The organism is Bacillus sp. PK5-006 (genome assembly GCF_054161415.1).
This window is the reverse complement of record NZ_CP096414.1, coordinates 2,733,630-2,748,012: the sequence shown is the minus strand read 5'-3', so window position 1 is coordinate 2,748,012 and position 14,383 is coordinate 2,733,630. Positions and strand designations below refer to the sequence as shown.

General features: G+C 40.5%; 12 protein-coding genes. 8 read left to right on the top strand and 4 right to left on the bottom strand.

Going from position 1 to position 14,383, the window contains the following annotated elements:
- The first annotated feature begins 21 nt into the window (after positions 1 to 21).
- The 3 genes from M1D84_RS14260 to M1D84_RS14250 all read left to right on the top strand — a co-directional run bounded on the left by M1D84_RS14260 (position 22) and on the right by M1D84_RS14250 (position 3,715).
- Positions 22 to 1,767, top strand: a complete 1,746-nt coding sequence (locus M1D84_RS14260) for a phospho-sugar mutase (RefSeq protein WP_103132141.1) — start codon at positions 22 to 24, stop codon at positions 1,765 to 1,767.
- 155 nt (positions 1,768 to 1,922) lie between these two features.
- The gene (locus M1D84_RS14255) at positions 1,923 to 3,068 is read left to right on the top strand and encodes a GAF domain-containing sensor histidine kinase (protein ID WP_151039212.1); all 1,146 of its coding nucleotides are present in this window, start codon (positions 1,923 to 1,925) and stop codon (positions 3,066 to 3,068) included.
- Positions 3,065 to 3,715 carry a response regulator gene (locus M1D84_RS14250; RefSeq protein WP_270125595.1) on the top strand — a complete coding sequence of 217 codons (651 nt, stop codon included), beginning with the start codon at positions 3,065 to 3,067 and terminating at the stop codon, positions 3,713 to 3,715. Before M1D84_RS14255 ends, M1D84_RS14250 begins: the two co-directional genes overlap by 4 nt.
- A gap of 409 nt (positions 3,716 to 4,124) precedes the next feature.
- Here M1D84_RS14250 and M1D84_RS14245 read toward each other — a convergent pair whose 3' ends face one another.
- Positions 4,125 to 4,373, bottom strand: a complete 249-nt coding sequence (locus M1D84_RS14245) for a YhdB family protein (RefSeq protein WP_024425297.1) — start codon at positions 4,371 to 4,373, stop codon at positions 4,125 to 4,127.
- A 191-nt stretch (positions 4,374 to 4,564) separates the two neighbouring features.
- Between M1D84_RS14245 and M1D84_RS14240 the strand changes: the two genes are divergently transcribed.
- Entirely contained in the window at positions 4,565 to 4,885 is a 321-nt protein-coding gene (locus M1D84_RS14240; protein ID WP_374756292.1) for a YqzG/YhdC family protein, read from the top strand.
- Positions 4,886 to 4,996: 111 nt separating this feature from the next.
- Here the strand turns inward: M1D84_RS14240 and M1D84_RS14235 are convergent, their stop codons facing one another.
- Both M1D84_RS14235 and M1D84_RS14230 read right to left on the bottom strand, forming a co-directional pair.
- Positions 4,997 to 6,472: a catalase gene (locus M1D84_RS14235; RefSeq protein ID WP_024425295.1), complete on the bottom strand. Its 1,476-nt coding sequence runs from the start codon at positions 6,470 to 6,472 to the stop codon at positions 4,997 to 4,999.
- A 159-nt stretch (positions 6,473 to 6,631) separates the two neighbouring features.
- Positions 6,632 to 7,063 (bottom strand): Rrf2 family transcriptional regulator, encoded by a 432-nt coding sequence (locus M1D84_RS14230; protein ID WP_024425294.1) that lies wholly within the window; start codon positions 7,061 to 7,063, stop codon positions 6,632 to 6,634.
- Between the two features lie 183 nt (positions 7,064 to 7,246).
- On the opposite strand from M1D84_RS14230, the gene M1D84_RS14225 reads away from it, so the two are divergent.
- A complete protein-coding gene (locus M1D84_RS14225) occupies positions 7,247 to 8,446 on the top strand; it encodes a globin domain-containing protein (RefSeq protein ID WP_270125590.1) in 1,200 nt (399 codons plus the stop codon).
- Positions 8,447 to 8,513: 67 nt separating this feature from the next.
- Entirely contained in the window at positions 8,514 to 9,935 is a 1,422-nt protein-coding gene (locus M1D84_RS14220; protein ID WP_458106304.1) for a SpoVR family protein, read from the top strand.
- Between the two features lie 47 nt (positions 9,936 to 9,982).
- Here the strand turns inward: M1D84_RS14220 and M1D84_RS14215 are convergent, their stop codons facing one another.
- Positions 9,983 to 11,347, bottom strand: a complete 1,365-nt coding sequence (locus tag M1D84_RS14215) for an alkaline phosphatase (RefSeq protein WP_151039218.1) — start codon at positions 11,345 to 11,347, stop codon at positions 9,983 to 9,985.
- 353 nt (positions 11,348 to 11,700) lie between these two features.
- On the opposite strand from M1D84_RS14215, the gene M1D84_RS14210 reads away from it, so the two are divergent.
- Positions 11,701 to 12,531 carry a C40 family peptidase gene (locus M1D84_RS14210; RefSeq protein WP_024426592.1) on the top strand — a complete coding sequence of 277 codons (831 nt, stop codon included), beginning with the start codon at positions 11,701 to 11,703 and terminating at the stop codon, positions 12,529 to 12,531.
- Positions 12,532 to 12,982: 451 nt separating this feature from the next.
- Complete coding sequence (locus M1D84_RS14205) at positions 12,983 to 14,383, top strand: amino acid permease (protein WP_044333781.1); 1,401 nt, start codon at positions 12,983 to 12,985, stop codon at positions 14,381 to 14,383.

The window sequence follows — 14,383 nt, the reverse complement described above, 5'->3', positions numbered from 1 at the left end:
TAAGAGCTGGGGAGGACGACCATGAGTTGGAAGACGAATTATGAGCGATGGATCAATGAGAAGCACCTGGATACTGAACTAAAGGAATGGCTGGAGACGCATCAAGATGACCACCAGGCACTTGAAGACTGTTTCTACAAAAACCTTGAGTTCGGCACTGGAGGAATGCGCGGTGAGATTGGTGCAGGCACGAACCGAATGAATGTGTACACTGTTCGTAAAGCATCAGCAGGTCTTGCTGCGTATATTGCGAAACATGGAGAGGATGCAAAAAATAGAGGCGTCGCGATTGCATATGATTCACGCCATAAATCGCCTGAATTTGCGATGGAAGCAGCCAAAACACTTGCTTCACAAGGCATTCAAACGTACGTATTTGATGAATTGCGTCCGACACCAGAGCTCTCCTTTGCGGTTCGTGAACTGCATGCATTTGCTGGAATCGTCGTGACAGCAAGTCATAATCCACCAGAATATAATGGCTATAAAGTGTATGGTGAAGATGGCGGGCAGCTGCCTCCATTTGAAGCAGATCAAGTCATTCAAGAAGTAGATGCAATTGAAAATGAACTGTCGATTTCAGTTGATTCTGAAGAAACGTTGAAACAGCAAGGGCTGATCAAAATAATCGGAGAAGAAATCGACCATGCTTATATTGAAAAATTAAAAACCATTAGTGTGCACCCTGAGCTGGCACATGAGGTCGATGTCAAAGTCGTGTTTACTCCGCTTCATGGGACAGCCAATCACCCTGTCAGAAACGGGCTGCAGGCTCTTGGATATCAGCATGTCACTGTTGTGCCTGAGCAGGAAAAACCAGATCCACAATTCTCAACAGTGACCTCGCCGAATCCAGAGGAGCATGCAGCATTTGAGTACGCCATCAAGCTTGGTGAAAAACAAAATGCCGATATCCTCATTGCCACAGACCCAGATGCTGACAGGCTAGGCATTGCGGTCAGAGATCATGAAGGAGAATTTACCGTCTTAACAGGCAACCAAACAGGCGCTCTGCTGCTTCATTATTTATTGTCTGAAAAACAAAAGCTGGGTCAGCTGCCGCCTCGTCCCGTTGTAATGAAAACCATTGTTACAAGTGAGCTTGGGCGCGCTGTAGCATCAGCTTTTGGTGCCGACACGATAGACACACTCACTGGCTTTAAATTTATTGGAGAAAAAATTAAGCAGTTTGAAGAGAGTGGAGAATACACGTTTCAATTCGGTTATGAAGAGAGCTATGGCTATTTGATTGGTGACTTTGCCCGAGATAAAGATGCGGTGCAAGCGGCACTTTTAGCCGTTGAAGTCGCTGCTTTCTATAAAAAGCAGGGCAAGTCCTTATACGATGCGCTTGTCGATATTTTCAAGCAGTTTGGATTTTACCGGGAAGGATTAAAGTCGTTAACCTTAAAAGGAAAAGAAGGAGCAGAGCAGATTTCAGCGATCCTTCATACCTTTAGAACAAATCCGCCAGCTGCCATCGCAGGGCAGCGCATCACAGTGATTGAGGATTATCAATCAAGTCAAAGACAACTTGTGGCTGAAAAGAAAGAGGAAACCATTCACCTGCCAGCATCAAATGTGCTGAAATATTTCCTTGAGGATGGTTCGTGGTTCTGCTTAAGACCTTCTGGCACTGAGCCTAAAGTGAAATTTTATATTGCAGTCAAAGGCACGTCTTTAACAGATAGTGAAGAAAAGCTAAAGCATTTGTCAGAAGAAGTGATGAAAGTCGTTTATGATATTGTGGAAGAAACAGCGAAATAACGAAAGACAAGGCCGTCGTGTATGAATACATGATGGCTTTTTCTCAGCCAAAAGGATGAGAAGAAATCATTCTTTTGGAGAAAGAGCGACGAGGGGGCTCATGGTATAATGAGCGTAATAATAAGTGAAGGCTGCAAATGCCGGGGGTAAACAGTATGGGAGAATACCAAGAGAAGGTTGAAACATTAAAAATGTTAAAAGAAATTGCTGAAAAGCTTAATGAAGGCATGGAAATGAAAGAAACGCTCCATGAAGTGCTCCATATGCTGATGGATGTCACAGGCTTTCATTCAGCATGGATTTATTTTATAGAAAAAGACGGGTCATATGAACTGATGGCAGAGGTTTCCTTACCTGAAGCACTTGCAAAGCATCAAAAGCAGCTCATGTGTCAAAATGATTGTTATTGCATCAACCGATATACAAAAGGTTCACTGCAATCAGCCACCAATATTATTAATTGCAAACGGATTGAAACGGCAATAGAAGAAAAGCTTGGGGATACAGAAGGAATTACTCATCATGCGACCGTACCGCTAAAAGCGTGTAAGCGTACGTTCGGCTTATTAAATGTGGCGGCAAAAGGAAAAGTCACGTTTACGCAAGAAGAGCTGAATTTGCTTGAAAGCATTGCACTTCAAATTGGCACCGCCATTCAGCGGATGAAGCTTGTGCAAAATGAACAGCAGCACGCACTTCTGGAAGAAAGAAACCGGCTCGCACAGGACTTGCATGATTCTGTCAACCAAATGCTGTTCTCTGTGAGTCTGACGGCAAAGGCTGCACGGCAAATGACAAGCGATCAGAATTTAGGAGAAATGATTGATTTTATTCAGCATTTGTCACAAGACGCTCTGATTGAAATGCGGTCACTCATTTGGCAGCTGAGACCAAGAGGCCTTGAAAAGGGGTTTACGACAGCAATTGAAGAGTATGCACAGCTTTTAGGATTACGCTGCAGCTTATCTTTATTAGGCTGTATAGAAATGGATCATTCACACAATGAAACTTTGTTTCGGGTATGTCAAGAAGCACTGAATAACTGTCAAAAACATGCGGAAGTAGAAGAAGTCGAGGTCAAGCTTGAGCAATCAAAAGACACGTTGGAGATGAAAATCATTGACCACGGAAAAGGTTTTCAATATGACGAGCAGATGAGCCTTCCTTCACTTGGGCTGAAAGGGATGTCTGACCGCATCCAAAGAGCAGGTGGTACATTTTGTATCCATTCAGAATTAGGTAAAGGAACCACGATTCATGTAAAAGTGCCATTTTCACAAGAAAGGAAGGGATCGTCATGAGAGTTGTCATTGCAGATGATCATCATATTGTGAGAAAAGGGCTTGTGTTTTTCTTGCAGACACAGTCTGATGTCGACATCGTTGGTGAGGCGTCCAATGGGCAAGAGGCATTAGAGGTTGTCAGAGAAACCCGGCCTGACATTGTCTTAATGGATTTGTCTATGCCTGTCATGAATGGCATTGAGGCAACGAAACAAATGACGCTGGAAATGCCTGACTCCCGTATTGTGATCCTGACAAGCTATGCGGATAAAGATTATGTCATTCCCGCCATTCAAGCAGGGGCGAAGGCCTATCAATTAAAGGATGTAGCACCAGAAAAACTGCTATCAACCATGATTGAAGTTCAAAATGGCACCTATCAGTTAGATGGTCATATCACGACCTTTCTCGTGCAGCATCTGACAGAGCCAAAAGAGCAGAAATGGGCATTGATGAAAGAGCTCACCAATAGAGAGCGAGATGTCTTATTTGAGATTGCAAAAGGCAAAAACAACAAAGAAATTGCCTCATCGCTGTTTATTTCTGAAAAGACTGTCAAAACGCACGTATCCCATGTATTATCAAAATTAGAGCTGGCAGATCGAACCCAAGCCGCTTTGTATGCAGTGGATTATCAAAAAAATCAGCCAAAAGAGCTGCTATGACAGACTAAAACTTTTAAGCGCACATTCAATTCAGTGAATTGAATAAAAAAGAGCACAGATGTTGGTTATTTGACGTGCCCTTTTGCGTAAAAAGAGAAGTATGAACAGCCTAATTTCTAATTGAAAAACAAATAAAAGACTTGATGAGAGTATGCTCATCAAGTCTTTTTTTATTTTAAAGGAGGTGATGAGCTGGTCAATCAAAGGTGAATGTAAAATCGGAGGGGATCAAGTGGCATATGAATTAGTAAGTGATGACAAATTAGAGCTTTAATAAGCTTGTGGTCCATACATTATCTCTAACGCTTCCGTCTATTTCATGTCAGCCACTTTATGTTTCCCATCACAGCGCACTGCTAATTGTATGGAAAAGGGAAGGGCTAAAAAAATTCATTTTAGCCCTTTTTCTTTATGTGTACATCGGTTGTGAATAAACTTCAGCGGCAGCAGCCTCTGAAGCATGGTCAATGTACTGCAGGAGCCCATATAAACATTTTTCAACATCTGCATCGTTCCGGTTAAATTGATACGCATGTAAGAAATGCTCAATACGTTTCGAGAGCAAATCATCTTGCGTACGTACCATAAGAATAAGTAAATTATCCCATTGCGAGCGATGCGTATAATAAAGTGCTTTATCATAATCCGCCACATTCATTAAACCTTCTCCTTTCCCTTGAGAAGTCCTCATTAGTTTGCTCGGATCATATCGACTTTTTCAGGGGAAAAGTTGGTGTCCGCATCAATCGTGTACCGGGAATTATAGGCTGAATAATTGCTTCATGTATGAAAAAGGACCGGCCAGCTAAACCTAAACAAAACATATATGAAAGTGAGTTCAATGATATCATGCAGCCGAAATGGTGGATGCTTATTGCAGCAGGAATCGTTTTGCTTGGCAGTTTGATGATTCATCCTGCATCAAAAGCAGCGGTGCAGCCGTTTGAAAATTGGGAAAGACTTGCGTACACAGCGCTGAAAGATGAATATAAAGGTGCCGCTTTAAACGATTATCATTACATTGGCCGTACAGAAGTGAATGATGAGCAGACAAAAGATGTGTTTCGCGTCACTGTAAAGGAAGGCTCAACTCGCTTTGCCGCACATGCAGAAATTTATTTTCATCCGGTGACCGGTCATTTGATTAGTATTAACGTGTTTCGATTATAAAAAAGCCCCTTTTTTTGTAAAGGGTGCTTGAGGCGTTCAGTCAAAAAAGACAAAGGGCTAAAATAAAGATCATTTTAGCCCTTTGTCCAACAATTTTTTTTCGAAATGGAATTACTTCATGCTACCTTGAAGATAAGCACGAATATCCACACCAAGTGAATCTGCTAATCGCTGGCCGTAATCTTCATCGGCACGATAGAAGTTGCAGATTGCAAGTAATTTTGTTTGGTCATTAACATCTTTCAAATCAGCTGTTAGGTTTTTAATCAATGCTTGTTTCTCTTCTTCAGAGTAGCTTCGATATTTTTCTCCAGCTTGTTTGAAATCGTTCGGTTTTTCAATTTTTTGTCTCACCATACGGTCACCGTGAAGAACTGGCTCACTTTCTTTGTAGTGAGGGTTTTCTTTTGGCTGATCGGCATAACGGTTTGGTTCATAGTTAATATGACCGCTTGGACGAGTCGTTGTCATAAAGCCATCCTGCTGGTTATTGTGTACAGGTGCATAAGGGCAGTTAACCGGAATGCGCATGTAGTTCGCACCAAGACGGTGGCGCTGCGTATCAGGATATGAGAACAGACGGCCTTGAAGTAGTTTATCTTCAGATGCCTCAATTCCTGGAACAAATGCACTTGGCGTGAAAGCAGACTGTTCTGTTTCAGCAAAGAAGTTCTCAGGATTGCGGTTGAGTGTCATGCGTCCTACTTTTTGAAGCGGGTAATCTTCCTCGCTCCACGTTTTTGTTGGGTCACATGGATCATAATCAAGGTCATCATAATCGCTAAGCGGCATAAGCTGAACATATAAGTCCCATGCTGGGAAGTTGCCTTTTTCAATGCGGTCATATAAATCTCTTGTCGCATGCTGGAAATCGTTTGCTTGAATTTCCGCTGCTTCTTCCATAGATAAGTTGCGAATACCTTCAGAAGGTCTCCAGTGATATTTCACATATTTTGCTTCGCCGTATTTGTTCACCCATCTAAATGTATGCACACCAGAACCGCGCATTTCAGCGTAGCTTGCAGGGATTCCTTCGTCAGAGAAAAGCCATGTGAGCATATGAGTGGATTCAGGCGTTAAGGTCATAAAATCCCAATAACGGTCAGGATCTTGAATATTGGTTACAGGATCTGGCTTGAGAGAGTGAACCATATCAGGGAATTTCAATGCATCACGAATAAAGAAGATCGGCAAGTTGTTACCAACGAGATCATAGTTGCCTTCTTCTGTATAAAATTTGACAGCAAATCCGCGCGGGTCACGCAATGTTTCAGGTGAACCTTTCGGATGAATAACGGTAGAGAAGCGAACAAAAACGTCTGTTTGTTTTCCTTCTTCACTTAAGAAAGCTGCTTTTGTATGTTTCTCCATGCTGTTTTCTACTTCAAACACACCGTAAGCGCCGGCGCCTCTTGCATGAACGACGCGCTCTGGAATACGTTCACGATCAAAGTGTGCGAGTTTTTCAATCAAATGGTAATCATCAAGAAAGGTAGGTCCGCGGTGACCAGCTGTTCTTGAGTTTTGGTTATCGCCAACAGGCACGCCTTGGTTCGTTGTCAAATTTTTATGATTTGAATTTGTCATTCTTTTCTCCTCCTGTAAACAAAAAAGTGTTTTCTAGCAATCTATATACCCTAATTATATTGAATCAAACATGATAGTCAATATTTATTTATAATAATTTTAAATAAATTATTATTACAAGAAGGTAAAGAAAAAGACGAAAGAATAAATTCTTTCGCCTTAAAGCAGGAGCTCTCTAAGAGCATCTTTGTTTTGTGTTAAATCGTTTAGTGTGTATCGGTCTAGAACGCTTAAATAAGCAGTGAGTGCTTCATGAAGTACATGCTTTAATGAACAAATTGGGGAGATGATGCAGCTGTTTTTCTTTGGATCAAAGCATTCAACCATGACTAAATCATCCTCTGTATAACGGACAACCTCTCCAATATTGATGCTTTCTGGGCTTTTTCCAAGCCTGATCCCGCCATTTCTTCCGCGAATTGTTTCCACATACCCGCGTTTTCCAAGATGATAAATCACCTTCGTCAGATGATTTTTAGAAATGCCATAAACATCGGCGATCTGCTGAATATTTGACAGTTCATTATTTTCTCTCGAAGCTAAATAAATGAGTACCCTTAATGAGAAATCTGTGTAATTCGTAAGTTTCATTTTGACGACCTCTAAACCTAATAGAGTTTTGTATCATCGTAACACATTTTAGACAAAAACTGTTCGAGAAAGTGTAAAATGTGACAACATTTAAAACATGTATTATAAATATTGCTTTTAGAGACTGTCATCTATTACGATAAAGATGTATTTAAAATACTTCTTTTGAAAGAAGGAATGACGATGTTATCTAAAGATCAAATGAATGCAATAAAGCAATCAGCTCCTCTACTAAAAGCCGAGGGAACCAAGCTTGTCACTGTTTTTTATCAAAATATGATTCGCCAGCACCCGGAGCTGCTCAATCAATTTAATAAAACAAATCTGATGAACGGAAGTCAGCCAGAGGCACTTGCTGCGACACTATATCAAGCTGCACTGCACATCGATCGATTAGAGGAATTACTTCCTGCGGTCAAACAAATTGCCCATAAGCATGTCAGTGTCATGGTCAAAAAAGAACAATACCCAATTGTCGGATATCACCTGATTGAAGCGATGAAAGAGGTGTTTGGTTTAAGAGAAGAAGATGCCACTTTATTAGCTTGGAAAGCTGCATATGACAACATTGCGAATATTTTCATGACCATAGAAGCAGAAATGATGGATAAAAATGTGAAACAGACAGGCGGATGGGCAGATGTGAAGCCGTTTGTAATTAAGAAAAAGAAGCAAGAATCTCCTTCGCTTATCTCTTTTTATTTAGTACCAGAAGATGAATCAGAGCTGCCAATGTATAAAGCAGGCCAATACATTACGGTTCAGGCAGATATGCCAGGAGAAGCCTATATGTGCAGCAGACAATACAGCTTATCAGACGAGCATCATCCATCTTATTATCGTATTACAGTGAAGCGTGACGGTCATGTGTCTACATTTTTGCATGATGAAATGGAAGAAGGGGACGTTCTTCAAGTGAGTATGCCGCAGGGAATGTTCTGTTTGCAAGATGACATAAAAGAGCCTGTTTATTTCATCAGTGCTGGGTCTGGTGTCACTCCAATGATTGGTTTAGTGAAAACTGCCGCACAAAACAGCCAGACATTCACGATGATTCATGCAGATCGATTAGAGGATGTCATCGCTTTTGAAAATGAGTTTGAACGCGTTCTAGCTTCAGCTTCCTATGGACGCATCATCCTATGTAACGAACAATTTCCGCAGTCTGGAAAGGGTGAACTTGTTGAGAAAGCGGCTTCCCGCATTGACCGTCCATTTCTTCAATCGGTAATCGGAGAAGGGAAAGGCCAATTTTATCTATGCGGTTCCCCGGTGTTTACACAGGAGATCATTCATCATCTAAAAGAGCTGGGAATTCCAGCACAACATATTCATTTCGAATCATTCGGCGGGCAATCCACGAAAGAAATAGAAGTCGTCTAAACGATTGGCGGAACATCATGTTTTTTTACATACGCTCATATAGTAGGGATAAGTCCGATGAGGAGGGATGGTTTCCTTGAGCGTATCTGAAAAACGTCTTTTACAAAGAGCGATTGATGAAATTACAGAAATTGCAGAAGGATTTGGTCTAGATTTTTATCCGATGAGGTATGAAATCTGTCCCGCGGAAATTATTTATACGTTCGGTGCATATGGAATGCCAACACGATTCAGCCACTGGAGCTTTGGAAAGCAATTTCATAAAATGAAGCTTCATTATGATTTAGGGTTAAGCAAAATTTATGAACTGGTCATCAATTCAAATCCTTGCTACGCCTTTCTACTTGATAACAATACGCTCGTTCAAAATAAATTAATTGTGGCTCATGTATTGGCACACTGTGATTTCTTCAAAAATAATTGCCGTTTCCAAAACACAAAACGAGATATGGTCGAAAGTATGTCAGCAGCGGCAGAGCGGATCAAAGAATATGAGCATATCCATGGAACAAAAGAAGTCGAGTCCTTTTTAGATGCCGTATTGGCTATCCAAGAGCATATTGATCCATCTCTTGTTCGATCAAAATTAAGCTGGAATATGGACGATGAAGAAAGTGAAGATGATAAACCAAAACGTCAAACGCCATATGATGATTTGTGGGGAATGGATGAGCCGAAAACGCGTGAGAAAAAGAAAACTGTTAAGCAGTTTCCGCCAAAGCCGGAAAAGGATCTTTTACTCTTTATTGAGGCGCATTCCCGCGAGCTGGAGCCGTGGCAGCGGGATGTCCTTACCATGCTGAGAGAAGAAATGCTCTATTTTTGGCCGCAGTTGGAAACAAAGATTATGAATGAAGGCTGGGCATCGTATTGGCACCAGCGGATTATGCGGGAGCTTGATTTGGATTCAAGTGAATCGATAGAGTTTGCGAAATTAAATGCAGGTGTGGTGCAGCCATCTAAAACAGGCATCAATCCTTACTATTTAGGGCTGAAGATTTTTGAAGATATCGAAGAGCGCTATAACAACCCGTGTGAAGAATTAAAAAAAGCAGGGGTCACAGAAGGATCTGGCCGCAGTAAAATGTTTGAAGTCAGAGAAATTGAGTCAGATATTTCCTTTATTCGAAACTACTTAACGAAAGACCTTGTGATGAGAGAAGATTTGTACTTGTTTCAAAAGCAGGGGAGGGACTATAAAGTCATTGATAAAGAATGGAAGGCGGTTCGTGATCAGTTAGTCAGTATGAGAGTGAATGGCGGCTTTCCGTATTTGACCGTGATCGATGGCGACTATTTAAAAAATAACGAACTTTATATCAAGCATTGGTATGAAGGCATTGAACTTGATCTGAAATACTTAGAAAAAGTCCTTCCGTATTTATATCAGCTGTGGGGAAGAAGTGTGCATATCGAGTCCGTCCTTGAAGAAAAAGAAGTGATGTTTTCTTATGATGGAAAAGGGGTTCATAGGAAATATCTTGCATGAAAAAGACCAAAAAAGATGTCTCTTAGCAGACATCTTTTTTGTCCATTTTATTGGTTTTTCAGCAGTTTGAAAATGTGTTTTGCTTGATCGGTATTTTCCATTAGACCTTTTAGCTGCTGGCTTGTTGGGCCATACGCAAAGAATGGAACTTCATCACCGGTATGACCAGATGTTGTCCAGCCTGTATGTGATCTTGTATTGATCACTTCTTCAATCGCATCATCAATTTTAACAGTATCCTTTGTTTCAACGGCCTTTTGAATAGATGCTATTTCTTCTTTTGTGAAATCAAGATTGATATATTGTTTCAGGGCTGACTCGACAGGCATGCCGCTGACAATTTTGTTTGCGATAAAGTCAGGCGTTTTTTTCGCTGCTTTTACCGGTTTGTAATCCCAGCTGCCTGAACCGTCTGCTCCGAAGGAAAGTCCGCCAGTTGAATGATCCGCGGTCGTGATGACTAACGTGTTTTTATCCTTTTTCGCAAAACGAATCGCTTCTTCAAATGCTTTTTCAAAATCTTTCATTTCACTCATCGCACTGACAATATCATGATCATGTCCAGCCCAGTCAATTTGACTGCCTTCGACCATAAGGAAAAATCCTTTTTTGTTTTTAGACAGCTGTTTGATGGCTGAGGATGTCATGTCTTGCAGGGAAGGGATCGTTTGATCACGATCAATGGCTTTATCGAGACCCCCATCGGCAAAAATGCCTAACACTTTTTCATTTTTGTTTTTTTGTAAGGCGGCTTTATTGGTGACATAATCATAACCGGCTTGTCTGAATTCCTTCGTCAGATCACGATCCTTTCGGACAAAGTCGACAAGTCCTCCGCCAAGCATGACATCGACTGTATGCTGTTTTCCGATTTTCTCATCGAAGAAGTCATCGGCGATGGCTGCAGTGTTTTTCCTAGACACATCGTGAGCGGCATACGCAGCAGGCGTAGCATTTGTTAATTCAGATGTCACGACAAGACCCGTCGATTTTCCTTTTCGTTTGGCTTCTTCTAAAACGGTTTTTAGTTTTTTGCCGTTTTTGTTTACACCAATGGCATTGTTGTATGTCTTTTTACCAGTAGCCATGGCTGTACCAGCTGCTGCTGAATCGGTAATGTTATTTTTAGAGTCGTCAGGGTATGTTTTGTGCATGCCAGTGAGGTAAGGGTCAAACGCTGTTTGCTTTGAAAGGTCACCGTTGTGTTTAAATGAGCGGTAAGTTGAAAGATAAGGTGTTCCCATGCCATCTCCAATCAGCACGATCACATTTTGCACGTCATTTTTCGGCTTCTTTTTAGCCTCAGCTTTGTCAGCTTGTCCAAATTCAATCCCTGAAAAAATGCCAATCGATAGCACAGATGCTGCTGCCACTGCAGCGATTTTCGTTTTCGAGCTTTTCAACACACTCATTCATTTTGCCTCCTCATTGTTTATGTATCGCTCTTACGTTTACAATGGTAGAGCAGAAGTGTGGATTCCTTTTTACAGCACCGTAAAGTTCACTTTAAAATTGTAAAGGTCCACTTTACATAGAATGAACCAAAAAGAGAAATGAATGTATCATTTATCCATGACAAGATGCGATTATTTTGTCATGATTGTGTAATAAAAATGAAATAAAAAGAACCCTAAAAAAAAATAAATTTTGCCGAATTAATAAGCATAATGTCGTAGGAAGTCAAGACTATTTCTTCTGGTATTTGATCCTTATAATAGGGAGTAGATAAAAATTCGGATCAGATAGATACATACAGGAGGAACAAATGAAAAAACAATTGATCACAGCTGCAAGTGCAGTTCTACTTGGGACGACATTATTTGCCGGAGCTGCCTCAGCACAATCAGTAAAAGTTCAAAAAGGTGACTCTCTTTCTGTTCTAGCGAAAAGATACAAAACAAGCGTGAGCAAAATTAAATCAGACAATAAGCTGAAATCTAACGTGATTTATGTTGGACAAACCTTAAAAGTGAATGGCACTTCTTCGAAAAAAGCAGTGAAGACATCAAAAACAACAACAAAAGTAAAAACGGCTTCAGCAACTGCCACACATAAAGTTGTCAAAGGTGATACATTATCTAAGATTGGCAAAAAATACGGGATGACTGTGAAAGAGCTGAAATCGTTAAATAAACTTAAAACAGACCTCATTAAAATCGGGCAAAAGCTAAAGGTGAAAAAGACGTCTAAAGTAAAGACGAAACCTGTGAAAGAAAAAACAGTCTCTACTTCTTCCTTAAACACGTCTAAACTCATAGCAGATGCTAAAGCGCAAAACGGTACTCCATATAGATGGGGTGGAACGACACCGAAGGGCTTTGATTGCAGCGGATTTATGTGGTATATCATTAACAAACAAAAAAAGATTTCAAGACAAACAACTGAAGGTTTCTGGGGATCGATGAAAAGTGTATCCAAACCAAAGGCTGGAGATTTTGTCTTCTTTACAACGTATAAATCGGGTCCATCTCACATGGGTGTCTACCTTGGGAACAATAAGTTTATCCATGCTGCTTCTGACGGTGTAACGATCAGTGATATGACATCAAGCTATTGGAAGCCTATTTATCTTGGAGCGAAAACATTTGTAAACTAATTCATTTTAAGAGACTGCTATGAAGCAGTCTCTTTTTTCATATATCATTTGTGCCGCGGAACTGGTCTTTTCTCATAGATCACTATCAGTCTAAAGACTTTAAAATAACATAATTGTGGACCCGCTTTTAAAAAAAGGGTCTTATTTTTGTTGAATAATAAGTATATGAAAAAAATATAATCTTCCATGTTGTATAATAAATAGAGGGAGACAAACTATCAATTGAATAAGGATTGAAGAAAATCTAACCGTTTTATTGACAATATTTTCGTTGATATATAAGAATTTTCACTCTATTTTTAAAAAAAGTGTTTTCATTTTTTAATTTTCATATATAATAATTTTACGCCACCAATTTATTGCGCTAAATTTAATCTAAATATTCAGAAAATATTGTGAATTATATGAATGTGGCGTCTTTAGACTGATACTAAGTTTTGGGAGTGATGGTATGAGCAATTCGTTGTTTAGAAAAAAGAGCATTTCAGAGCTCATTGCGGCAACACAAGGGGAAAAAGCATTAAAAAAGGAATTGGGTTCATTTGATTTAACCATGCTTGGCATTGGAGCCATAATCGGGACAGGGATATTTGTTCTAACAGGTACAGGAGCCGTCACTGCGGGGCCAGGACTTGTGCTATCATTTGTCATCGCAGGTCTTGCTTGTTTGTTTGCAGCACTGTCATATGCGGAATTTGCTTCCACAGTGCCTGTATCAGGGTCTGTGTATACATTTACGTACGCATCAATGGGGGAATTTCTAGCGTTTATCATTGGCTGGGATTTAATATTAGAATATATGTTGGCCGCTAGTGCCGTTTCAGCGGGCTGGTCAGGCTATTTTGTGTCATTTTTAAATGGGATAGGGATTCATATACCAGTTGAGTTAACAGCAGCACCAGGTGGTTTAAAGGGGCAAGTGACATATTTTAATCTTCCAGCATTTATTATTTTAATGGTCATCACCTTCCTGCTGTACTTTGGTATTAAAGAATCAAAACGAGTAAATAACATCATGGTTATTATGAAAATTGCTGTGATTCTGCTCTTTATTTTAGTCGCTGTGAAATATGTAAAACCTGAAAACTGGACACCATTCGTACCATTTGGGACATCAGGGGTCTTAAGTGCAGCAGCCCTAGTATTCTTTGCATTTATCGGGTTTGATGCAGTTGCTTCTGCGGCAGAGGAGACAAAAAATCCATCACGCAACCTGCCTAGAGGGATTATTACTTCCTTATTGATTTGTACACTGCTTTATGTCATTGTTAGTGCGATTATGACGGGCATTGTTCCTTTCATGAATTTTGAAGGAGTATCACATCCAGTGTCTCTCGTTTTACAAGTAGCCGGACAAAACTGGGTGGCTGGTATTGTGGATGTCGGAGCGATTCTAGGGATGACAACCGTAATGCTTGTCATGCTGTACGGCCAGACACGCGTGATGTTTGCTATGTCTCGTGATGGCTTGGTGCCAAAGGTATTATCAAAAGTTCACCCAAAGCATAAAACTCCTTACATCAATACACTGTTCTTCGGTACATTGTCAGCATTAATGGGTGGATTTATTCCACTTGATGAGCTGGCAAGCCTAGTGAACATCGGGACACTTTCAGCATTCATTTTGATTTCAGTGGCGGTCATTGTGATGAGAAAAACGCAGCCGGACTTACCACGAGCTTTCAGATGCCCAGCAGTTCCGCTCATTCCAATCTTAGCTATTCTATCTTGCGGATTGCTCATTTATAAGCTTGGTGCAATCACCTTTGTTCGTTTCTTAATCTGGCTTGCCATTGGGCTGGTTGTGTATTTCTTATATTCAAGAAAGCATTCAGAATTGAATAAAAAGTAA